The following is a 22,034-nucleotide window of genomic DNA, read 5'->3' as shown; positions in this document are numbered from 1 at the left end:
CCGTGAGACGACGCTCCGGCACCCCCCGGATGCTGTGCGCCCTGCTGCTGACCGCGACCGCCACCGCCCTCGGCGGCGCCGGACAGGCCGCGGCCGCCACCCCCGCCGCCCCCGCCCCGATCGGCCGGATCATCCCCGCCCCGGCATCCGTACGGCCCGGCGGCGCCCCCTACGAGATCACCGCGCACACCCGCATCCACGTACAGCGCGACTCCGCCGAGGCCCGGCGGATCGGCGACGGCCTGGCGGCGGTGCTGCGCCCGGCGACGGGCTACGCGCTGCCCGTCACCCCCACCGCAGGCGCCGGCCCCGACGCCGGCGGCATCCGGCTGCTCCTCGGCGACGGGGACCGGGCGCTCGGCGCCGAGGGCTACCGGCTCTCGGTGACCGGCCGCTCCGTGACCATCAGCGCCCGGGAGGGGGCCGGGCTCTTCCACGGCGTGCAGAGCCTGCGGCAGCTGCTGCCCGCGCGCGTGGAACGCGGCAGCCGGCAGGCGGGGCCCTGGACCGTGCCGGGCGGCACCCTCGTCGATGCGCCGCGCTTCGCCCACCGGGGCGCGATGCTCGACGTCGCCCGGCACTTCTTCACCGTCGACCGGGTCAAGCGGTACATCGACCAGCTCGCGCTCTACAAGATCAACCGGCTGCACCTGCACCTCTCCGACGACCAGGGCTGGCGCATCGCGATCGACTCCTGGCCACGCCTCGCCGCGTACGGGGGCAGCACCCAGGTCGGCGGCGGCCCCGGCGGCTTCTACACCAAGGACGACTACCGCGAGATCGTCCGTCATGCCGAGAGCCGTTACGTGACGGTCGTGCCCGAGATCGACATGCCGGGGCACACCAACGCGGCGCTCGCCTCGTACGCCCGGCTGAACTGCGACGGCGTGGCCCGGCCGCTCTACACCGGCACGGACGTCGGCTTCAGCTCGCTGTGCGTGCCGAAGCCGGACACCTACGCCTTCGTGGACGACGTCATCGGCGAGCTCGCGGCGCTGACCCCGGGTCCGTACCTGCACATCGGGGGCGACGAGGCGCACTCCACCGCCCCCGCGGACTACACCGCCTTCATGGACCGCGCGCAGGCGGCCGTGGCGAGGCACGGCAAGACGGTCATCGGCTGGCACCAGCTGGCCGGGGCCCGCCCGGCGCGGGGCGCGCTGCTGCAGTACTGGGGCTACGACCGGACCGGGGACGCCGAGCGGGCGCGGGTCACGGCGGCGGTGCGGGCGGGCAGCGGCCTGATCCTCTCGCCCGCGGACCGGGCGTACCTGGACATGAAGTACACCAAGGACACCCCGCTCGGCCTGGACTGGGCGGGGCTGGTGGAGGTGCGGCGGTCCTACGACTGGGATCCCGGCCGCTACCTGGAGGGCGTGCCCGAGGAGGCCGTGGCGGGGGTGGAGGCGCCGCTGTGGACGGAGACGATCTCCACCGGCGCACAGCTGGAGTACATGGCGTTCCCGCGGCTGGCGGGCATCGCCGAGCTCGGCTGGTCGCCGCGGGCCACCCACGACTGGGAGGCCTACCGCCTGCGGCTGGCCGCCCAGGGACCGCGCTGGGACGCGCTCGGCATCGCCTACTACCGCTCGCCCCAGGTGCCGTGGCCGGCGGAGTCCGCCGGCCACGGGGCGGGCGGCTAGCCCCCGAGACCCAGCTCGCGGGCGATCAGCATGCGCTGGACCTCGCTCGTGCCCTCGCCGATCTCGAGGATCTTGGAGTCCCGCCACATGCGGGCGACCGGATACTCGTTCATGAAGCCGTAGCCGCCGTGGATCTGGGTGGCCTCGCGGGCGTTGGTGACCGCGATCTCGGAGGAGTAGAGCTTGGCCAGCGCCGCCTCCTTCTTGAACGGCTCGCCGTGCACCAGGCGGGAGGCGGCGTCGCGCCAGGCGATCCGGGCGGTGTGGGCCCGCATCTCCATGTCGGCGATCTTGAACTGGATGGCCTGGTTGGCGCCGATCGGCCGGCCGAAGGCCTCGCGGGTCTTCGCGTACGAGAGGGACTCGTCGACGCAGCCCTGGGCCAGGCCCGTGGCCAGCGCGGAGATCGCGATGCGGCCCTCGTCCAGTATCCGCAGGAACTGGGCGTAGCCGCGGCCCTCTTCACCCAGCAGGTTGGCGGCCGGCACCCGGACGTCGGAGAAGGACAGCTCGCGGGTGTCCGAGGCGTTCCAGCCGACCTTGGAGTAGGGCGCCGCCACCGTGAAGCCGGGGGTGCCGGACGGCACGATGATCGAGGAGATCAGGGGCTTGCCGTCGGGCTTGCGGCCGGTGACGGCGGTGACGGTGACCAGGCCGGTGATGTCCGTGCCGGAGTTGGTGATGAAGCACTTGGTGCCGTTGATCACCCACTCGCCGGTGGCCTCGTCCAGGCGGGCCGTGGTGCGGGTGGCGCCCGCGTCGGAGCCGCCGTCGGGCTCGGTCAGGCCGAACGCGCCCAGCATCTCGCCGGAGCAGAGCTTCGGCAGCCACTCGCGCTTCTGCTCCTCGGTGCCGAAGCGGTAGATGGGCATCGCGCCGAGCGAGACCCCCGCCTCGAGGGTGATGGCCACGGAGGAGTCCACGCGGGCGAGCTCCTCGAGGACCAGCCCGAGGGCCAGGTAGTCCCCGCCCATCCCGCCGTACTCCTCGGGGAACGGCAGCCCGAAGAGCCCCATGCGGCCCATCTCCCGCACGATCTCGTACGGGAACTCGTGCCGCTCGTAGAGGTCGCCGATCTTCGGGGCGACGACGTCGTGTGCGAACTCCTCCACGGTGCGGCGGAGTTCCTCGTGCTCGGAGGAGAGTCGGTGGTCCAGCGACATGGCTCAGGGCTCCTGGTGGGAGAGGGCACGGACAGTGCGGGACGGGCTGGGTCGGCCCAGTTGGCCGGCCATCCACACGCTGGTGGCGGTGAGACGGCCGAGGTCGACGCCGGTGGTGACACCGAGGCCGTCGAGCATCCATACGAGGTCTTCGGTGGCGAGGTTGCCGGTGGCGCTCTTGGCGTACGGGCAGCCGCCGAGGCCGCCGGCCGAGGCGTCGACCGTGCTCACGCCGTGCCGCAGGGCGGCGAGGGTGTTCGCGAGGGCCTGGCCGTAGGTGTCGTGGAAGTGCACGGCGAGGCGCTCGGTGGGCACGCCGGCCTCGTTGAGCGCGGTCAGCAGCGCCGCGACGTGTCCGGGGGTGGCCACGCCGATGGTGTCGCCCAGGCTCAGCTCGTCGCAGCCGAGGTCGAGCAGACGGCGGCTGACGCGGACCGTCCGCTCGATCGGCACGGCGCCCTCCCAGGGGTCGCCGAAGCACATGGAGAGATAGCCGCGCACCCTCAGGCCCGCCTCGCGGGCCGTCGCGACGACCGGGGCGAACATCTCCAGCGACTCGTCGACCGTGCGGTTGAGGTTGGCCTTGGCGAACGACTCCGTGACGCTGCCGAAGACCGCGACCTCACGGGCGCCGAGGGCGAGCGCGCGGTCGAGGCCGCGCTGGTTGGGCACCAGCACCGGGAGGCGCGCCCCGACGCCCTCGAGCATGGGCATCAGCTGCTCGGCGTCGGCCAGCTGGGGCACCCACTTGGGGTGCACGAAGCTGGTGGCCTCGACGGTGTCGAGACCGGCGGCCGCCAGCCGGCGGATGAACTCCGCCTTGACCTCCGTCGGGACGACCGTCTTCTCGTTCTGCAGGCCGTCGCGGGGGCCCACCTCGTGGATGCGGACGCGGGCGGGGAGGGCCGGGTCGGGCACGGCCATGGGCAGTTGGCCGATCATGAATCCTCCAGGGGCGCGGCCGGAGTGACGACGGCCAGGACCTGGTCCATCGCCACCGTGCTGCCGGCGGTCACGTCGAGCTCGGTGACGGTGCCGGCGTGGGGGGCGGCGATGACGTGCTCCATCTTCATCGCCTCGACGACGAGGAGGCTCTGGCCGGCGGCGACCTCGTCGCCGACGGCCGCCTTGACGACGGTGACCGTGCCGGGCATGGGGGCGGTGAGCGCGCCCGCGTGGGCGGCGCCGCCGCCACCGGTGAGGGCGGCTGCCACGGGGTCGTGGGGGGTGAGGTGCCAGGCGTCGCCGTCCCGGGCGAGCCATGTGCCGTGCGGGCCGGCCGCCTGGGCGAAGGTGTGGGTGACGCCGTCGATCTCGAGGGCTATGCCGTCCTCGCGGGGCGGCAGCAGCTTCGCGCCGGCCGGGCCGGCCTCGCCGACGGCCACCTCGCCCTCGCGCACCCGGACCGTCACCGGGGCCTGGCCCGGCACGCGGAAGTGGTGGGGCGTCCAGGCGGGGGTGCCGCCCAGCCGCCAGCCGCTCGGTGCCGAGAAGGGGTCCGCCCAGCCCGTCGCGTCGCCGGTTCGCCGCTCGGACAGCCGGGCCTGGGCGCGCAGGGCCCCGGCGGCGTAGACCTCCGGCGGCACGTCGGCCGGCACCAGGGACGCCGCGTCCCGGTCGACCAGGCCGGTGTCCAGATCGCCCGAGACGACGTCCGGGTGCGCCAGCAGGCGCCGCAGGAAGCCCACATTGGTGTCCACGCCGAGGACGGTGGTCCCGGCGAGAGCCGCCCGCAGGCGGCGCAGGGCGGTGGCCCGGTCGGGGCCGTGGGCGATCACCTTGGCGAGCATCGGGTCGTACGACGTGCCCACCTCGCCGCCCTCGGAGAGCCCGGAGTCGACCCGGATCCCCTCGCCCGCCGGCTCGCGCAGCGCGAGCACGGTGCCGGCCGACGGCAGGAAGTCGACCCGGTCGCCGCTCACGCGCGCCGTCTCGGCGCAGAGGCGGGCCTCGACCGCGTGGCCGGAGAACGTCACGTCCTCCTGGGAGAGGCCCAGCACCTCGCCGGAGGCGACGCGGACCTGCCACTCCACCAGGTCGAGGCCCGTGATCAGCTCCGTCACCGGGTGCTCCACCTGCAGCCGGGTGTTCATCTCCATGAAGTAATAGGAGGAGGGATCGTCGCCGGGGACGATGAACTCCACCGTGCCCGCGCCCGCGTAACCGCAGGACCGCGCGGCCTGCACCGCCGCCTCGCCCATCGCCGCGCGCGTCGCCTCGTCCAGCAGGACGCTCGGCGCCTCCTCGATGATCTTCTGGTGCCGCCGCTGCAGCGAGCACTCGCGCTCGCCGAGGTGGATGACGTTGCCGTGGCCGTCCGCCAGCACCTGGATCTCGATGTGGCGGGGCCGGTCGACCCAGCGCTCGACGAGCAGCGTGTCGTCGCCGAAGGAGCCGCGCGCCTCGCGCCGGGCGGCGGCGATCTCCTCGCCGAGCAGCGCCTCGTCGCGCACGAGCCGCATGCCCTTGCCGCCGCCTCCGGCCGACGGCTTCAGCAGCACCGGCATGCCGATCTCCCGCGCGGCCTCGACGAGCCGTTCGTCGCTCAGACCGCTGCCCACGGAGCCGGGCACGACCGGCACGCCCGCCGCCCGGACCGTCTCCTTGGCGCGGATCTTGTCGCCCATCAGCTCGATCGCCTCGGCGGGCGGGCCGATGAAGGCGAGCCCGGCGCCGGCGCAGGCACGGGCGAAGGAGGCGTTCTCGGCGAGGAAGCCGTAGCCGGGGTGGACGGCCTGGGCGCCGCTGCGCGCGGCGGCGTCCAGCAGCCGCTCGACGGACAGATAGCTCTCGGCGGCGGCCGCCGGGCCGATGCGCACCGCGGTGTCGGCCTCGCGGACGTGCCGGGCACCGGCGTCGGCGTCGCTGTACACGGCGACGGAACGGATGCCGAGGGCGCGCAGCGTACGGATGACCCGTACGGCGATCTCGCCCCGGTTGGCGACAAGGACAGTCTCGAACATGCTCCGCCTCACATCCGGAAGACGCCGTAGCCGGGCTCGCCCAGGGGGGCGTTGGCACAGGCGGTCAGGGCCAGTCCCAGCACCTGCCGGGTCTCCAGGGGATCGATGACACCGTCGTCCCAGAGCCGGGCGGTCGCGTAATAGGCGTTGCCCTGGGTTTCGTACTGCTCGCGGATGGGGGCCCGGAAGGCCTCCTCGTCCTCCGTGCTCCACTCCTCGCCGCGCGCCTCGAGCTGGTCGCGCTTGACGGTCGCGAGGACGGAGGCGGCCTGCTCGCCGCCCATGACGGAGATCTTGGCGTTGGGCCACATCCACAGGAAGCGCGGCGAATAGGCGCGGCCGCACATCGAGTAATTGCCCGCGCCGTAGGAGCCGCCTATGACGACCGTCAGCTTCGGCACGCGCGTGCACGCCACGGCCGTGACCATCTTCGCGCCGTGCTTGGCGATGCCGCCCGCCTCGTACTGCCGGCCGACCATGAAGCCGGAGATGTTCTGCAGGAAGACCAGGGGGATGCCGCGCTGGTCGCACAGCTCGATGAAGTGCGCGCCCTTCTGGGCGGACTCGGAGAAGAGGATGCCGTTGTTGGCGACGATGCCGACGGGGTGGCCGTGGATGCGGGCGAAGCCCGTCACCAGGGTCTGGCCGAACTCGGCCTTGAACTCGGCGAACCGCGAGCCGTCGACGACGCGGGCGATGACCTCGCGCACGTCGTACGGCGTGCGGGAGTCGACCGGCACGGCGCCGTAGAGCCCCGCGGGGTCGGCCTTGGGCTCCTCGACCGGCTCCACCGACCAGGGCAGGGCCCCGCGCTCGGGGAGCGTGGAGACGATGGTCCGGACGATGCGCAGGGCGTGGGCGTCGTCCTCGGCGAGATGGTCGGTGACGCCCGACACCTTCGAGTGAACCTCGCCGCCGCCCAGCTCCTCGGCCGTGACGACCTCGCCCGTCGCGGCCTTCACCAGCGGCGGGCCGCCCAGGAAGATGGTGCCCTGGCCGCGCACGATCACGGCCTCGTCGCTCATGGCCGGGACGTAGGCGCCGCCGGCCGTGCACGAGCCGAGGACCGCGGCGATCTGCGGGATGCCGGCGCCGGACATGCGGGCCTGGTTGTAGAAGATCCGGCCGAAGTGCTCCCGGTCGGGGAAGACCTCGTCCTGCATCGGCAGAAACGCGCCGCCGGAGTCGACGAGATACAGGCACGGGAGCCTGTTCTCCAGGGCGATCTCCTGGGCGCGCAGGTGCTTCTTGACGGTCATGGGGTAGTACGTGCCGCCCTTGACGGTGGCGTCGTTGGCGACGATCACCGTCTCGCGGCCGGAGACCCGCCCGATGCCCGCGATGACCCCCGCCGCGGGGGCGCCGCCGCCGTACATCCCCTCGGCCGCCAGGGGGGCGATCTCCAGGAACGGCGAGCCGGGGTCCAGCAGGGCGTCCACCCGGTCGCGCGGCAGCAGCTTGCCGCGCGCGGTGTGCCGCTCGCGGGCTCTGGCGCCGCCGCCCAGCTGCGCGGCGGTCAGCTTCTCCCGCAGCCCCGCCACCAGCTCGCGGTGCGCGGCCTCGTTCGCCCGCCAGGCGTCGGACGCCGGATCTGCGGCGCTCCCCAGCACCGGTGCCTGCTGCATGGACTCGAGCTCCCTTGCTCGGTTAATGAGCGTTAACACATCCGCCTTCAGGTTAACGACCACTAACGCCGCTGTCTAGAATCGATTTCGTGAACGACGCACCCGCCCGCCCGCAGGCGGCTCCCGCCCCCACCCGCCGCGAGCAGATCCTCCGGGAGGCCGCCCGGCTCTTCGCCGAGCGCGGCTTCCACGGCGTCGGGGTGGACGAGATAGGGGCGGCGGTCGGCATCAGCGGCCCCGGGCTCTACCGCCACTTCGCCGGCAAGGACGCGATGCTGGCCGAGCTGCTGGTGGGCATCAGCGGCCGGCTCTTCGCGGGCGGCCGGCAGCGCGTGGCCGACGCCGCCGAGGCCGGGGCCGGACCGGCCGAGGTGCTCGACGCGCTCATCGACGGGCACATCGACTTCGCGCTCGACGACCGCGCGCTGATCACCCTCCACGACCGTGAGCTGGGCCAGCTGCGCGACACCGACCGCAAGCTGGTCCGCTCCCTGCAGCGCCAGTACGTCGAGCTGTGGGTGGACGTGGTGCGCCGGCTGCACCCGGACGCCGCCGAGGCCGAGGCCCGGGCCGCCGTCCACGCCGTCTTCGGGCTGCTGAACTCCACCCCGCACCTCGGCCGCCCCGGCGCCCTGCCCAGCCGGGCGGCGACGGCCGGGCTGCTGCGCCGCCTCGCGCTGGGGGCGCTCGCCGCGCTCTCGTCCTGACCACCCGCCGCGCCCGGGCCGGTGCACGCGGGGCCGGGAAGCGGGCCGAAGTGGGCCGAAGCGGATCGAAGCGGACCCGTCGGGATCGCGCCAACGGGATCTGGACAGCTCCGGTACCTGCCGGTAGCTTGCCTGAGCAAGCGCTTACACAGCGGGAGGGGAAGCCGTCATGCGCCGCACCGTCTTCAACGAGGACCACGAGGCTTTCCGGGAGACGATCCGGGACTTCATCGCCGCCGAGGTCGTGCCCCACTACGACGAGTGGCGCGAGGCGGGCATCGTGCCGCGCGACTTCTACCGCAAGCTCGGCAAGCTGGGCGTCTTCGGCATCGAGGTTCCCGAGGAGTACGGCGGCGCCGGCCAGAGCACGTTCAAGTTCCAGGCCGTCATCACCGAGGAGTGCGCCCGCGCGGGCGTCAGCTTCGGCAGCGCCGGCGTGCACACCGCGCTGTGCCTGCCGTACCTCCTCGCGTACGCGAACGAGGAGCAGAAGCGGCGCTGGCTGCCGGCCTTCGTCTCCGGCGAGATGATGACCGCCATCGCCATGACCGAGCCCGGCACCGGATCCGACCTGGCCGGCATGAAGACCACCGCCCGGCTGTCACAGGACGGCACGCACTACGTCCTCAACGGCGCAAAGACCTTCATCACCGGCGGCGTCCACGCCGACCGCGTGATCGTCTGCGCGCGGACCGCCCCGCCCACCCCCGAGGACCGGCGCGGCGGCATCTCCCTCCTGGTCGTCGACACCGCCTCCGAGGGCTACGCGGTCGGCCGCAAGCTGGAGAAGCTGGGCCTGAAGACCTCCGACACCGCCGAACTGTCCTTCACCGGCGTCAAGGTGCCCGTCCAGGACCTGCTGGGCGAGGAGGGCAAGGCCTTCTCCTACCTCACGCACAACCTGCCGCAGGAACGCCTGGGCATCGCCTTCGGCGCGTACGCGCAGTCGGCCGCGGCCGTCGCGTTCGCCACGGAGTACGTGCGGGACCGGACGGTCTTCGGCCAGGCGGTCGCGTCCTTCCAGAACACCAAGTTCGTGCTGGCCGACTGCCGGTCCGAGGTCGACGCGATGCAGGCGGTCGTGGACCGGGCCCTGGAGGCGCACGACGCGGGCGAGCTGACCGCCGCCGACGCCGCCTCCGCCAAGCTCTTCACCACCGAGCGTGCGGCCGTCGTCATCGACAAGTGCCTCCAGCTGCACGGCGGCTACGGCTACATGATGGAGTACCCGATCGCCCGCCTGTACGCGGACACCCGCGTCAGCCGCATCTACGGCGGCACGAGCGAGGTCATGCGCTCCATCGTCGCCAAGTCGATGGGACTGTAGGCCGACCACCGATGAACGAGCCCCTCACCCCCCTCGACGACCTCCTCGGCCTGCTCGACCTCGAGCCCATCGAGGAGAACATCTTCCGCGGCGCCGCCGGCCGCGCCACCATCGTGCCGCGCGTCTTCGGCGGCCAGGTCGCCGCGCAGGCCCTGGTCGCCGCCGGGCGCACGGTCCCGGCCGACCGGCGGGCCCACTCGCTGCACTCGTACTTCCTGCGCCCCGGAGATCCCGGGGTGCCCATCGTCTACACCGTGGACCGCATCCGTGACGGGCGCTCCTTCACCACCCGCCGCGTGGTCGCCGTGCAGCACGGGCAGCCGATCTTCCACCTCTCCGCGTCCTTCCAGAGCGAGGAGGAGGGGCTCGAGCACCAGGAGCCGATGCCCCCGGCGCCGGACCCGCTCACCCTGCCCACCGCCGCGGAGATGCTGCCCCACTACGCCGACCGCCTGGGCGGCCCCGAGGTCGTCGAGCGCATCCTGGAGGCGCGCGACGCCGTCGACCTGCGGTACGTGGACGAGCCGCCGCTGGCCAGCGTCGGCGAGCGGCGCGAGCCGAAGTCGCAGGTTTGGTTCCGGACGAACGGCAAACTGGCCGACGACCCGATGCTGCACATCTGCCTCGCCACGTACGTCTCCGACATGACGCTCCTGGACTCCGTGCTGCTCGCCCACGGCCGCGGCGGCTGGGCCGTCGGGGACGTCGTCGGCGCGAGCCTGGACCACGCCATGTGGTTCCACCGGCCCTTCCGGGCCGACGAGTGGCTGCTCTACGACCAGGAGAGCCCCACCGCCCAGGGCGGCCGGGGGCTCGCGCGGGGCCGGATCTTCACGGCCGACGGGCAGCTGGCCGTATCCGTCATCCAGGAGGGCGTCGTCCGCGTTCCGCGCGCCTGAACGACCTCGTACCCTCTTGGAGTCGATCACCGCCGGGAGGGGACACGATGCCGCGCACGGAAACAGCCATGAGCAACGTGGTACGAGGGTTGTTGATGACCGCCGGGGTGGCCGTGATCGCCCTCGGCGTCGTCTTCCTGTTCCTCTGGCACGGCCGGGTCGTCGAACTCACCGGCAGCGCCAGGCTGATATCGGGCCTGGCGCTGAGGGCCGTCGAGGCCGCCGTCCTCTACGGCGGCTCCTGGCTGGCCGTCAAGGGCTGGAACGGCCGCTGGGGCAAGCAGGAGGCCTAGCCCGGCCCGGCCACGACGGCCACGGACGCAGCCACGACGGCTACGGCCACGGCCGCGGCGGCCCGGTTACAGCAGCCCCGCCGCGCCCAGCAGGTACGCCGTCATCGGCTCGTAGAAGCGCGGGTCCGCGACGTGGTCGTCCAGCGGCACCGCCACCTGCAGGACGCCCTCGGCCTCGGCGAGGAAGAGGGCCGGGTCGTTGGAGTCGGCGAAGCCCACCGCGTCGATCCCGCGCTGCGCCGCGCAGCCCGCCCAGCCGTGGTCGGCGACCACCAGGTCCGGCTGGGGGCGGCCCTGCAGCCGCAGGCCGTCGAGGATGGCGGCCATGGGCGCGGGGGAGTGGGTGTGCCAGAGCGAGGCCCCCCGCTCGTACACCGCCACGTCCGCGACCTGGTAGACGGAGCCGTCGTCCGCCCGCAGCCCGCCGGGGATGGAGACGATCTCGCACCCCGCCGCCCGCAGCGCGCCGGCCGTCGTGCGGTGCACGTCCAGGAGCCCGCCCGGGTGGCCGGTGGCGAACAGCACCCGCTTGCCGTCCTCCGCCGCCTTGCGCAGGAGGGCCGCCGCGCGCTCCAGCGCCGCCACCGTCAGCTCCGGGTCGATCGTGTCCTGGCCCGCCCGGTGCTCGAGGTCGTCGCTGACGCCGCAGCGCTCGGCCATGACGGCCAGCACGTCCTGCTCGTCCGTCCACCGGTTGCCGAGCTCCACGCCGAACCAGTACAGCCGGTCGCCCTGCGCGAGCCTGCGGTAGTGGTCGAGGTTGTTCTCCCGGGGGGTGGCCACGTGGCCCGCGATGCGCGTACGGACGAGGTGATCGATCAACTCGGTACGGCTGGGTGGTATCGGCATGGGCTCATTCTCCCCCGGCTGAGCGCGATGGACGTCGTGTCCATATGAACGAACGGACCCTTCACTTCCGTACATGTGCGGAATCCGCCTCCCTGCCTACCCTCGGGTACGTCCTATGGCAGTCGCTCCGGCGTTGACGTGACCGTGACCCGTCGGCGCCCCGTCCGTGATCCGAGAGGCCCCAGCATGAGCACCCCCGCCCCCCGTGAACCGCGCGGCCCCGTCGACTCCTCCCGCATCCCGCGCTACGCGGGCCCCGCGACGTTCGCCCGCCTGCCGCGCCTCGACGAGGTCGGCACGGCCGACGTCGCCGTCGTCGGCGTGCCGTTCGACACCGGCGTCTCCTACCGCCCCGGCGCCCGCTTCGGCGGCAACGCCATCCGCGAGGCCTCGCGCCTGCTGCGCCCGTACAACCCGGCCCAGGACGCCTCGCCCTTCGCCCTCGCACAGGTCGCGGACGCCGGCGACATCGCCGCGAACCCGTTCAACATCGACGAGGCCGTCGAGACCATCGAGGCCGCGGCCGACGACCTGCTGGGCACCGGCGCCCGCATGATGACCCTCGGCGGCGACCACACCATCGCCCTGCCGCTGCTGCGCTCGGTGGCCAAGAAGCACGGCCCCGTCGCCCTGCTGCACTTCGACGCGCACCTGGACACCTGGGACACCTACTTCGGCGCCGAGTACACCCACGGCACGCCGTTCCGCCGTGCCGTCGAGGAGGGCATCCTCGACACCGAGGCGCTGTCCCACGTCGGCACGCGCGGCCCGCTGTACGGCAAGAAGGACCTCACCGACGACGAGAAGATGGGCTTCGGCATCGTCACCTCCGCGGACGTGATGCGCCGTGGCGTCGACGAGATCGCCGACCAGCTGCGCCAGCGCGTCGGCGACCGCCCGCTGTACATCTCCATCGACATCGACGTCCTGGACCCGGCCCACGCGCCCGGCACCGGCACGCCGGAGGCGGGCGGCCTGACCTCCCGCGAGCTGCTGGAGATCATCCGCGGCCTGTCCGACTGCAACCTGGTCTCCGCCGACCTGGTCGAGGTCGCGCCCGCGTACGACCACGCCGAGATCACCTCGGTCGCGGCCTCGCACGCGGCCTACGAGCTGACGACGATCATGTCGCGGCAGATCGCCGCCGCGCGCGGCTGAGGCACCGCCTCCGGGCGCGGACGCCCCGGCGGTTCCGGCAGCGGCGTAAAGACCGTGTAAGTCCGGGCCCGTCGGGCGACAAGGGCACGTAAGGGCACGCCGGGGGCGTGCCCTCAAGCGGTTTGCTGAGGCGGTCATTTCCTGCCGCCCACACCGCCGAAGGTCACACCCCTGATGCTGCACCTGGCGCCCGAAGCCCCCGAACAGGACCTCATACCGCCGACGCCCGGCCGGCCCGCCCGGCGCCGCCACCGCCGCGTGTCCGGCGGTCTCGTCGACCCCCGGCAGCTGATCGCCTGCTTCCCCGACGCGCTGCGCAAGCTGCACCCGAGGGCGATGGTCAAGCACCCGGTGCTCTTCGTCGTCGAGGTGGGCTCCGCCCTCACCACCCTCTCGGCCGTCCTGGACCCCTCCGTCTTCACCTGGCTCATCAGCGTCTGGCTCTGGCTCACCGTCGTCTTCGCCAACCTCGCCGAGGCCGTCGCCGAGGGGCGCGGCAAGGCCCAGGCCGAGACGCTGCGCCGGACCCGGGGCGCCACCGTCGCCAGGCGGCTGCGCTCCTGGCGGGTGGGCATGGACCGGCGCGACTGGGAGGAGGAGCGCGTCCGGGCCGGGGAACTGCGCCCGCACGACGTCGTCGTCGTGGACGCGGGGGAGGTCATCCCCGGCGACGGAGAGGTCGTCGACGGCGTGGCGGCCGTGGACGAATCGGCCATCACGGGCGAGTCGGCCCCGGTCATCCGGGGAGCCGGAGGCGACCGTTCCAGCGTCACCGGCGGCACCGCGGTGCTCTCCGACCGGATCGTCGTCCGGATCACCTCGCGCGCCGGCAACACGTTCCTGGACCGCATGATCGCCCTGGTCGAGGGCACCAGCCGGCAGAAGACCCCCAACGAGCTGGCGCTGAACATCCTGCTCGCCTCGCTCACCGTGATCTTCATCCTGGCCGTGGTCTCCCTCCAGCCCATGGCCAGCTGGTCGGGCGCCCCGCAGAGCATCACCGTGCTCGTCGCGCTGCTCGTCACGCTGATCCCGACCACCATCGGCGCCCTGCTCTCCGCCATCGGCATCGCCGGCATGGACCGCCTCGTCCAGCGCAACGTCATCGCCCTCTCGGGCCGGGCCGTGGAGGCGGCGGGCGACGTCGACACGCTGCTGCTGGACAAGACCGGCACCATCACCCTCGGCAACCGCCGGGCCGCCTCCTTCGTCCCCGTCCAGGGCGTCGCGCACGAGCTCCTGGCCGACGCGGCGCAGCTGGCCTCGCTGTCCGACGAGACGCCCGAGGGCCGGTCCGTCGTCGAGCTCGCCGAGCGGTACGGAATCCGGCACGCCGCCGGCGACTTCGCCCACGGCCGCTTCGTGCCCTTCTCCGCCGGGACCCGCATGAGCGGCGTCGACTTCGCCTTCGACGGCGACTTCTGCCGCATCCGCAAAGGCGCCGGCGCCGCGGTGATGCAGTGGGTCCACCGGCGCGGCGGGCACGTGCCCGAGGAGGCCGGGCGGATCGCCGACTCCATCGCCGCGGCGGGCGGCACCCCGCTGCTCGTGGCGGTCGAGGACCCCGAGGGGACGCGGATCCTCGGCGCCGTCCACCTCAAGGACGTCGTCAAGCCCGGCATCGCGGAGCGCTTCGCGGAACTGCGGGCCATGGGCATCAAGACCGTCATGGTCACCGGCGACAACCCGGTCACCGCCCGGGCCATCGCCGCCGAGGCCGGGGTCGACGACTACGTCGCCGAGGCCACCCCCGAGGCCAAGCTGGCCCGCATCCGCGAGGAACAGGCCGGCGGCAACCTCGTCGCCATGACCGGCGACGGCACCAACGACGCCCCCGCCCTCGCCCAGGCCGACGTCGGCGTCGCCATGAACACCGGCACCCCGGCCGCCAAGGAGGCCGGGAACATGGTCGACCTCGACTCCAACCCCACCAAGCTCATCGAGATCGTCGAGGTCGGCAAGCAGCTGCTCATCACCCGCGGCGCGCTCACCACCTTCTCCATCTGCAACGACGTGGCCAAGTACTTCGCGATCGTCCCCGCGATGTTCGGCGGCGTGGCCGGCTACGAGGGCCTGGAGAAGCTGAACGTCATGGGGCTGCACAGCTCCACCTCGGCCATCACGTCCGCGATCATCTTCAACGCCCTCGTCATCGTCGCGCTGATCCCGCTCGCCCTGCGCGGCGTGCGCTACACCCCCTCCTCCGCGCACGCCCTGCTGCGCCGCAACCTCGGCCTGTACGGGCTGGGCGGGCTCGTCGCGCCCTTCGCGGGGATCAAGCTCATCGATCTGCTGATCCAGTACGTACCCGGCATGTGACGCGTACCCGACCGGCCGTTTTGTTGCGGCGGGATGAAATCCGCAGCCCAGAGCGTTGGGGCCTTCCGTCGGGAACAGGGACAGCGGGAGGTCTGGGGTGGCGGCGACGGATGCGACCGGTCAGGGGTGGGCCAGGCGGCTCGCCGGGTACTGCTGGCGGTACCGCGGGGCGGTGCTGCTCGCGCTGGGCTCCTCCCTCGCCGGCATGGCCGTCATGGCGCTCGTACCGCTCATACCCAAGATGATCATCGACGACGTCATAGGCTCCGGCGAGCGCCCGCTCGCCCCCTGGGCCACGCTGCTGATCGTGGCCGCGGTCGTCGTCTACGGCCTCACCTACGTGCGCCGCTACTACGGCGGCAGGCTCGCCCTCGACGTCCAGCACGACATGCGGACCGAGATGTACGCCGCGATCGCCCGCCTCGACGGCAGGCGGCAGGACGAGCTCTCCACCGGCCAGGTCGTCGGCCGGGCCACCAGCGACCTGCAGCTCATCCAGAGCCTGCTCTTCATGCTGCCGATGATGATCGGCAACATCCTCCTCTTCGTCATCTCCCTGATCGTGATGGCGGTGCTCTCCCCGCTGCTGACCGTGGTCGCCCTCGCCGTGGCCCCCGCGATCTGGTTCCTCGCCCAGCGCAGCCGCACCAAGGTCTTCCCCGCCACCTGGTACGCCCAGGGTCAGGCGGCGGCCGTGGCGGGCGTCGTGGACGGCGCCGTCACGGGCGTACGCGTCGTCAAGGGCTTCGGCCAGGAGGCCCAGGAGGCCGGGAAGCTGCGCGAGGTCAGCGGGCGCCTCTTCGCCGGCCGGATGCGCACGATCCGGCTCAACTCCCGCTACACCCCCGCGCTGCAGGCCGTGCCCGCGCTCGGCCAGGTCGCCATGCTCGCGCTCGGCGGCTGGATGGCCACGCGCGGACAGGTCACCCTCGGCACCTTCGTCGCCTTCTCCACCTACCTCGCGCAGCTCGTGGGCCCGGTGCGGATGCTGACCATGGTCCTCACCGTGGGCCAGCAGGCCCGCGCGGGCGTCGAGCGCGTGCTCGAGCTCATCGACACCGAGCCGGTGGTGCAGGAGCGCGTGGGGGCGCGCGAGCTGCCCGCCGACGCCCCCGCCACCGTCGAGTTCGACGACGTGACCTTCGGCTACGACCCCGAGCGGCCCGTCGTGGCCGGCCTCACGCTGCGCGTGGAGCCCGGCGAGACCGTGGCCGTCGTCGGCGCCTCCGGCAGCGGCAAGTCGACGCTGGCCCTGCTGCTGCCGCGCTTCTACGACGTCACCTCCGGCGCCGTCCGCGTCGGCGGCCACGACGTGCGCGACCTGACCCTGCCCTCGCTGCGCGCCGCGATCGGGCTCGTGCCGGAGGACAGCTTCCTGTTCTCCGACAGCATCCGCGACAACATCGCCTACGGCCGGCCGGAGGCGACCGACGAGCAGATCCGGGCGGCCGCGCGGGCCGCACAGGCGGACGGGTTCGTCTCGGCGCTGCCCGACGGCTACGACACGAAGGTGGGCGAGCAGGGCCTGACCCTCTCCGGCGGCCAGCGCCAGCGCATCGCGCTCGCCCGCGCGATCCTCACCGACCCCCGGCTGCTGCTCCTGGACGACGCGACCTCCGCGGTGGACGCGCGCGTGGAGCACGAGATCCACGAGGCGCTGCGCGGCGTCATGGCGGGCCGCACGACCCTGCTGATCGCCCACCGCGCCTCCACCCTGGCCCTGGCCGACCGCATCGCCGTCCTGGACGGCGGCCGCCTCGTCGACGTGGGCACGGCCGAGGAGCTGGAAGAGCGCTGCGCGGTCTACCGGCGGCTCCTGACGGACCCCGAGGAGCTCGCGGGGGTGACCAAGGACCCGGCGGGCGTCGCGGTCCTCGCCGGCGCCTTCGGCGGCGAGGCGTCGGCCACGGGCCTCGCCGAGCCCCCGGTGCGCACGGCCGGCGCGGGCCGTACCGGCGTCGACGGCGTCACCCCCCATCTGTGGGTGCGCAAGGACGCCGGCGACGCGGCGGGCGCGCACGGCGCGCCCGCGGACATGCCCGCCACGCCCGAGCTGCTCGCCAAGGTGGAGGCGCTGCCGCCCGCCACGGACACCCCCGGCATCGACGAGGAGCTCGCCGCGCGGCCCGAGGAGTCCTACGGCCTGCGCCGGCTGCTGCGCGGCTTCCGGGGGCCCCTGGTGGTCAGCCTGCTGCTGGTGGCCGTCGACGCCGTGGCGGGCCTGCTGCTGCCCGTCCTGATCCGGCACGGCATCGACCAGGGCGTCCAGCGCCTGGCGCTCGGCGCGGTCTGGGCGGCCTCCGCCCTCGCGCTGCTCGTGGTGCTCTGCCAGTGGGCGGCGCAGATCGGCGAGACGCGGATGACGGGGCGGACGGGCGAGCGCGTGCTGTACTCGCTGCGCGTGAAGATCTTCGCCCAGCTGCAGCGGCTCGGACTGGACTACTACGAGCGCGAGCTCACCGGCAAGATCATGACGCGGATGACGACGGACATCGACGCCATGTCGACGTTCCTGCAGACCGGCCTGGTCACCGCGGTCGTCTCCGTCCTCACCTTCTTCGGCATACTCGTCGCCCTCCTGGTCATCGACGTCCAGCTGGCCCTCGTCGTCTTCGCCACCCTGCCGCCGCTCGTCATCGGGACGGTCTTCTTCCGCCGGCAGAGCGTCAAGGCGTACGAACTGGCCCGCGAGCGCGTCGGCTCGGTCAACGCCGACCTGCAGGAGAGCGTGGCCGGGCTGCGCATCGTGCAGGCGTTCCGCCGGGAGACGGCGGGCGGCCGCCGGTTCGCCGAGCGCAGCGAGGCCTACCGCGAGGCGCGGGTGCGCGGCCAGTGGCTGATCTCGGTGTACTTCCCCTTCGTGCAGCTGCTGTCGTCCGTCGCGGCGGCCGCGGTGCTGATCGTGGGCGCGGGCCGGGTCGACGACGGCACGCTGACGGCGGGCGCGCTGGTGGCGTACCTGCTCTACATCGACCTGTTCTTCGCGCCCGTGCAGCAGCTCTCCCAGGTCTTCGACGGCTACCAGCAGGCGACGGTCTCGCTCGGCCGGGTGCAGGAGCTGCTGCGCGAGCCGACGACCACACCGGTGGCGGCGGAGCCGTTCGAGGTGCGCGAGCTGAGCGGCGAGGTCGTCTTCGACGACGTGCGCTTCTCGTACGGCGGCGCCGACGGCGACGGGGAGGCCGCGCTGGACGGGATCCGGCTGACCGTGCCGGCCGGGCAGACGGTGGCGTTCGTCGGTGAGACCGGCGCCGGGAAGTCCACGCTGGTCAAGCTGGTCGCGCGGTTCTACGACCCGACCTCCGGGGCGGTCCGCGTCGACGGCCGCGACCTGCGCGAGCTGGAGCCGGTCTCCTACCGGCACCGGCTCGGCGTCGTCCCCCAGGAGCCGTACCTCTTCCCCGGCACCGTGCGCGACGCGATCGCCTACGGGCGTCCGGACGCGAGCGACGCGGAGGTCGAGGCGGCCGCGCGCGCGGTGGGCGCGCACGAGATGATCGCCACGCTGGACGGCGGCTATCTGCACGCCGTCACCGAGCGCGGGCGCAACCTCTCCGCCGGGCAGCGGCAGTTGATCGCCCTGGCCCGGGCCGAGCTGGTCGACCCGGACATCCTGCTGCTGGACGAGGCCACGGCCGCACTGGACCTGGCGACCGAGGCGCTGGTCAACGAGGCCACCGACCGGCTGGCCGGGCGGCGCACGACCCTGGTGGTCGCCCACCGGCTGACCACCGCGGCCCGTGCGGACCGCGTCGTGGTCCTCGACGGCGGCCGCGTCGTCGAGGACGGCACGCACGCGCAGCTGCTGGCGAAGGACGGCTCCTACGCCCGGCTGTGGCGGACGTTCACCGGTGAGGTGGTCCCGGCCTGAGGGCCGGGGCCCCGCCCCCCCCCGGGCGCGGACCGGGATGAACCGGTCGAACCGGTCCGCGCGGACAGCAAGATCGAAATCTCCGCCGACTGGCTCTGGCGTGGCGGATGTTGCCCCCGGTAGGTTCGCGGCGACCTTTGCGAACCCAGGGGAGGGCGCATGCGCAAGGCTCTCAGAGCACTGCTGGCACTGACGATGTCCATAGGGACGGTCGGTGCCGGCAGCGCGGCAGCGGGCGCGGCGACGGCCGCCGACACCGCGCCGGACATAAAGGAACGCATCCTGAAGATTCCGGGGATGAGTTTCGTCGAGGAGAAGCCCTACGAGGGCTACCGCTACCTCGTGCTGAACTACAAGCAGCCGATCGACCACAAGAACCCGGCCAAGGGCACGTTCGAGCAGCGCTTCACGCTGCTGCACAAGGCCACCGACCGGCCCACGGTCTTCTTCACCTCCGGCTACAACGTCAACACCAACCCGTCCCGCAGCGAGCCGACCCGGATCGTCGACGGCAACCAGGTGTCGATGGAGTACCGCTACTTCACCCCGTCGCGGCCCAAGCCCGCCGACTGGTCGAAGCTGGACATCTGGCAGGCCGCCAGCGACCAGCACCGCCTCTTCCAGGCGCTCAAGCCGGTCTACAACAAGAACTGGCTGGCCACCGGCGGCAGCAAGGGCGGCATGACGGCGACCTACTTCCGCCGCTTCTACCCGAACGACATGAACGGCACCGTCGCCTACGTCGCACCCAACGACGTGGTCAACAACGAGGACTCGGCCTACGACCGCTTCTTCGCGAGCGTGGGCGACCAGGCGTGCCGCACCCAGCTCAACTCCGTGCAGCGCGAGGCGCTGGTGCGCCGCGACGAGATCGTCGGCCGCTACCAGAAGTGGGCCAAGGACAACGGCAAGACGTTCAAGGTCGTCGGCAGCGCCGACAAGGCCTACGAGAACGTCGTCCTGGACCTGGTGTGGGCGTTCTGGCAGTACCACCTGCAGAGCGACTGCAAGACCGTCCCGTCGACCAAGGCGTCCACGGACGACCTCTACAAGTTCATCGACGAGATCTCCGGCTTCGAGGCCTACACCGACCAGGGCCTGGAGCAGTACACCCCGTACTACTACCAGGCGGGCACCGAGCTGGGCGCCCCGACGTTCAAGTCGCCCCACCTCAAGGGGCTGCTGCGCTACCCCGGGATCTACTCGCCGCGCAACTACGTGCCGCGTGACATCCCGATGAAGTTCCGCAACGGCTCGATGGCCGACGTCGACCGCTGGGTCCGCGAGGACAGCAAGCGGATGCTGTTCGTCTACGGCCAGAACGACCCGTGGAGCGCCGAACCGTTCCGCCTGGGCAGGAACGCCGAGGCACGGCACGACTACCGCTTCTTCGCACCGGGCGGCAACCACGGCACCAAGATCGCCGACCTGGTCGCCGACGAGCGGGCCAAGGCCACGGCCGAGGTCCTGCGCTGGGCGGGCGTCGCACCGGCCGCCGTCCAGAAGGACGACCGCAACGCCAAGCCGCTGGCACCGTTCAACTCCAAGCTCGACCGCAAGGACGTGGAGCGCAACACCATGCTGCGTCCGTAACTCCGCGGCACGACATTCAGGAGAGGCGGCGGGCGCACCCCACGGGAGCCCCGCCGCCGACCTGTACGTACAGGTCGGTCGCCGGGGGACAGTCCTCACGGGCGTGCACCGCGCGGTCCACCCGGAACTCCGGTGCGTGCGGGCCGGAGCCGTCGCAGGCGGCCTCCTTCACCACGCCGTGCCGCTCGGTGTAGACGCAGTCGCCCGGCACGGTCAGCGGGCCGCCGCCCATGCCCGGGTCGCCCGGGTGCGGCGGGCGCAGGTTGCGCATGCAGGCGTAGCCCTCGGGCACGCTCCGGGACTCCGAGGTCCCCGCGTCGACGGCCGTGATGTGCAGGACGAAGTCGGTGGTGTCGGGGCAGCGCGGCCCGCCCGTCCGCGGGCCGTAGTAGCGGGCGAGGACGCTCGCCGCGGCCTGCTCGCTCCCGCAGTCCACCTCGGCGAAGGCGGGCCGTCCCCGGCCCGTGCACGCGCCGCGGCCCAGGAACGTGGCGATGTGCCCGGACGCCGCGTCCTGGACGCCCTCGCCGCCCTGCGTGACGATCTCCGCCCCGGTCCGTCCGGCGGCCTGACAGCCGGTGAGCGCGTACGAGCCGTACAGCACGGCGAGCGCGAACAGCGCCTTCGGCAGCGCGCGATGGCGCATGGTCTCCCCCAACCCACCCTACGAGCGTCCAGAGTTACCCGACGGCCACCGGCGCACACCAGGCGTGCGGGAGGCTTCGCGGAGGGTGACCGCGCGCCCCTCGCCGGGGCCGCCCGGCGGCCGGGCGGTCCGCCACCGGTGCGGCGGAGGGGGTGCACCGGCGGCGGCGTGCTGCCGTCCGCAGGCGGCGGAGAGGGTGGGTCGGCGACGCGGCCAGCGGCGGAGCCGACACCGCTCTGCGGAACCCGGCGGCAGCACGCCCCTTGGACGGGCCGCGCGCCGGAGCGGTTCCGCCGGGGGTGCGCACCCTCACCGGCCCGGATCGCGTTCCCTAGCCGGCCGCGCGGTGCGCCCTGCCGAAGCCGCGCGCCCTGCGCCACCGCGCGGGCGGGCGTACGGTCAGCAGCTTCGCGCGCGGGGCCAGCCGCCGGACCATCGCGAAGACCGACTCGGTGCGGGAGAGGTCGCTGTCCAGCACGGTGAAGAGGTTCACGCCGAGGTAGAACGTGACCGCCGCGTTGGCCAGGTCCCTGGGCGGCGTCAGCCGGGCGAGCGGGGTGCCTCCGATGACCCGCTCCAGGGTCTCCTCCATGAACGCCATCCACGGCTCGACGCGCACGCGGATCTCCTCGCGCAGCTCCGGCTTGGCGACGGCGGCTGCGACCAGCTCGGACAGCAGCGTGATGTGGCCGCCCTCGAGGTCGTCGCGGTACACGCGCGTGGCGGCCGCGGCGAGTTCCTCCAGGGTGCGGGCGCCCGCCACCGTGGCGGTGTGCTGTTCCATGCGCTCGGCGGAGGAGCGGTCCAGGGCGGCGAACAGCAGGGCGTCGACACCGCCGAAGTGGTAGAAGATCAGCGCCGAGTTGACGCCGGCCTCCTTGCCGATGGTCCGCGCGCTGGCCTTGCCGTACCCCTGGGTGCGCAGGACCGTGCCCGCCGCGGTGATCAGCCGTTCCTTGGTCTCCACCGACATGTGCC

The 22,034-nt window shown here is 73.1% G+C and carries 16 protein-coding genes; 9 read left to right on the top strand and 7 right to left on the bottom strand.

Annotation, left to right across the window (positions count from 1 at the left end):
• Positions 1-29: 29 nt before the first annotated feature.
• A complete protein-coding gene (locus tag IE295_RS21435) occupies positions 30-1,643 on the top strand; it encodes a beta-N-acetylhexosaminidase (protein WP_190065433.1) in 1,614 nt (537 codons plus the stop codon).
• On the opposite strand, the gene IE295_RS21430 is transcribed toward IE295_RS21435, so the two are convergent.
• The 4 genes from IE295_RS21430 to IE295_RS21415 are packed head-to-tail and all read right to left on the bottom strand — an operon-like array spanning position 1,640 to position 7,394.
• Complete coding sequence (locus IE295_RS21430) at positions 1,640-2,800, bottom strand: acyl-CoA dehydrogenase family protein (RefSeq protein ID WP_190065432.1); 1,161 nt, start codon at positions 2,798-2,800, stop codon at positions 1,640-1,642. The genes IE295_RS21435 and IE295_RS21430 overlap by 4 nt on opposite strands.
• A gap of 9 nt (positions 2,801-2,809) precedes the next feature.
• Positions 2,810-3,748: a hydroxymethylglutaryl-CoA lyase gene (locus tag IE295_RS21425; RefSeq protein ID WP_190065326.1), complete on the bottom strand. Its 939-nt coding sequence runs from the start codon at positions 3,746-3,748 to the stop codon at positions 2,810-2,812.
• Positions 3,745-5,769, bottom strand: a complete 2,025-nt coding sequence (locus IE295_RS21420; protein WP_190065325.1) for an acetyl/propionyl/methylcrotonyl-CoA carboxylase subunit alpha — start codon at positions 5,767-5,769, stop codon at positions 3,745-3,747. Before IE295_RS21420 ends, IE295_RS21425 begins: the two co-directional genes overlap by 4 nt.
• An 8-nt stretch (positions 5,770-5,777) precedes the next feature.
• Positions 5,778-7,394, bottom strand: a complete 1,617-nt coding sequence (locus tag IE295_RS21415) for a carboxyl transferase domain-containing protein (RefSeq protein WP_190065324.1) — start codon at positions 7,392-7,394, stop codon at positions 5,778-5,780.
• A gap of 89 nt (positions 7,395-7,483) precedes the next feature.
• Between IE295_RS21415 and IE295_RS21410 the strand changes: the two genes are divergently transcribed.
• The 4 genes from IE295_RS21410 to IE295_RS21395 all read left to right on the top strand — a co-directional run bounded on the left by IE295_RS21410 (position 7,484) and on the right by IE295_RS21395 (position 10,620).
• A complete protein-coding gene (locus tag IE295_RS21410; protein ID WP_190065323.1) occupies positions 7,484-8,101 on the top strand; it encodes an SACE_7040 family transcriptional regulator in 618 nt (205 codons plus the stop codon).
• Between the two features lie 169 nt (positions 8,102-8,270).
• On the top strand, positions 8,271-9,428 hold the full coding sequence (locus IE295_RS21405; RefSeq protein ID WP_190065322.1) for an acyl-CoA dehydrogenase family protein: 1,158 nt from the start codon (positions 8,271-8,273) through the stop codon (positions 9,426-9,428).
• 11 nt (positions 9,429-9,439) lie between these two features.
• On the top strand, positions 9,440-10,327 hold the full coding sequence (gene tesB / locus IE295_RS21400) for an acyl-CoA thioesterase II (RefSeq protein ID WP_190065321.1): 888 nt from the start codon (positions 9,440-9,442) through the stop codon (positions 10,325-10,327).
• Between the two features lie 68 nt (positions 10,328-10,395).
• Positions 10,396-10,620, top strand: coding sequence for a hypothetical protein (locus tag IE295_RS21395; protein WP_190065320.1), 225 nt, complete (start codon positions 10,396-10,398; stop codon positions 10,618-10,620).
• 66 nt (positions 10,621-10,686) lie between these two features.
• Here the strand turns inward: IE295_RS21395 and IE295_RS21390 are convergent, their stop codons facing one another.
• Entirely contained in the window at positions 10,687-11,469 is a 783-nt protein-coding gene (locus IE295_RS21390) for a phosphatase (RefSeq protein ID WP_190065319.1), read from the bottom strand.
• Between the two features lie 186 nt (positions 11,470-11,655).
• On the opposite strand from IE295_RS21390, the gene speB reads away from it, so the two are divergent.
• From speB to IE295_RS21370, 4 genes are all read left to right on the top strand, one after another.
• A complete protein-coding gene (speB, locus tag IE295_RS21385) occupies positions 11,656-12,627 on the top strand; it encodes an agmatinase (protein ID WP_190065318.1) in 972 nt (323 codons plus the stop codon).
• A 174-nt stretch (positions 12,628-12,801) separates the two neighbouring features.
• Positions 12,802-14,946: a potassium-transporting ATPase subunit KdpB gene (gene kdpB, locus IE295_RS21380; protein ID WP_190065317.1), complete on the top strand. Its 2,145-nt coding sequence runs from the start codon at positions 12,802-12,804 to the stop codon at positions 14,944-14,946.
• A 97-nt stretch (positions 14,947-15,043) separates the two neighbouring features.
• Positions 15,044-18,817 carry an ABC transporter ATP-binding protein gene (locus tag IE295_RS21375; RefSeq protein ID WP_190065316.1) on the top strand — a complete coding sequence of 1,258 codons (3,774 nt, stop codon included), beginning with the start codon at positions 15,044-15,046 and terminating at the stop codon, positions 18,815-18,817.
• 159 nt (positions 18,818-18,976) lie between these two features.
• Positions 18,977-20,410: a S28 family serine protease gene (locus IE295_RS21370; protein WP_190065315.1), complete on the top strand. Its 1,434-nt coding sequence runs from the start codon at positions 18,977-18,979 to the stop codon at positions 20,408-20,410.
• 16 nt (positions 20,411-20,426) lie between these two features.
• Here the strand turns inward: IE295_RS21370 and IE295_RS21365 are convergent, their stop codons facing one another.
• Positions 20,427-21,056, bottom strand: a complete 630-nt coding sequence (locus IE295_RS21365) for a hypothetical protein (protein ID WP_190065314.1) — start codon at positions 21,054-21,056, stop codon at positions 20,427-20,429.
• A 331-nt stretch (positions 21,057-21,387) separates the two neighbouring features.
• Entirely contained in the window at positions 21,388-22,029 is a 642-nt protein-coding gene (locus IE295_RS21360; protein WP_190065313.1) for a TetR/AcrR family transcriptional regulator, read from the bottom strand.
• Between the last annotated feature and the right edge of the window lie 5 nt (positions 22,030-22,034).

The organism is Streptomyces griseocarneus (genome assembly GCF_014655595.1).
GTDB lineage: Bacteria > Actinomycetota > Actinomycetes > Streptomycetales > Streptomycetaceae > Streptomyces > Streptomyces griseocarneus.
This window is presented reverse-complemented; position numbering and strand designations above follow the sequence as displayed.

Coding starts and splice junctions, on each gene's coding strand:
- IE295_RS21435 (WP_190065433.1), top strand. CDS start 30: ATGCTGTGCGCCCTGCTGCTGACCGCGACCGCCACCGCCCTCGGCGGC.
- IE295_RS21425 (WP_190065326.1), bottom strand. CDS start 3,748: ATGATCGGCCAACTGCCCATGGCCGTGCCCGACCCGGCCCTCCCCGCC.
- IE295_RS21420 (WP_190065325.1), bottom strand. CDS start 5,769: ATGTTCGAGACTGTCCTTGTCGCCAACCGGGGCGAGATCGCCGTACGG.
- IE295_RS21415 (WP_190065324.1), bottom strand. CDS start 7,394: ATGCAGCAGGCACCGGTGCTGGGGAGCGCCGCAGATCCGGCGTCCGAC.
- IE295_RS21405 (WP_190065322.1), top strand. CDS start 8,271: ATGCGCCGCACCGTCTTCAACGAGGACCACGAGGCTTTCCGGGAGACG.
- tesB (WP_190065321.1), top strand. CDS start 9,440: ATGAACGAGCCCCTCACCCCCCTCGACGACCTCCTCGGCCTGCTCGAC.
- IE295_RS21395 (WP_190065320.1), top strand. CDS start 10,396: ATGAGCAACGTGGTACGAGGGTTGTTGATGACCGCCGGGGTGGCCGTG.
- IE295_RS21390 (WP_190065319.1), bottom strand. CDS start 11,469: ATGCCGATACCACCCAGCCGTACCGAGTTGATCGATCACCTCGTCCGT.
- speB (WP_190065318.1), top strand. CDS start 11,656: ATGAGCACCCCCGCCCCCCGTGAACCGCGCGGCCCCGTCGACTCCTCC.
- kdpB (WP_190065317.1), top strand. CDS start 12,802: ATGCTGCACCTGGCGCCCGAAGCCCCCGAACAGGACCTCATACCGCCG.
- IE295_RS21370 (WP_190065315.1), top strand. CDS start 18,977: ATGCGCAAGGCTCTCAGAGCACTGCTGGCACTGACGATGTCCATAGGG.
- IE295_RS21365 (WP_190065314.1), bottom strand. CDS start 21,056: ATGCGCCATCGCGCGCTGCCGAAGGCGCTGTTCGCGCTCGCCGTGCTG.
- IE295_RS21360 (WP_190065313.1), bottom strand. CDS start 22,029: ATGTCGGTGGAGACCAAGGAACGGCTGATCACCGCGGCGGGCACGGTC.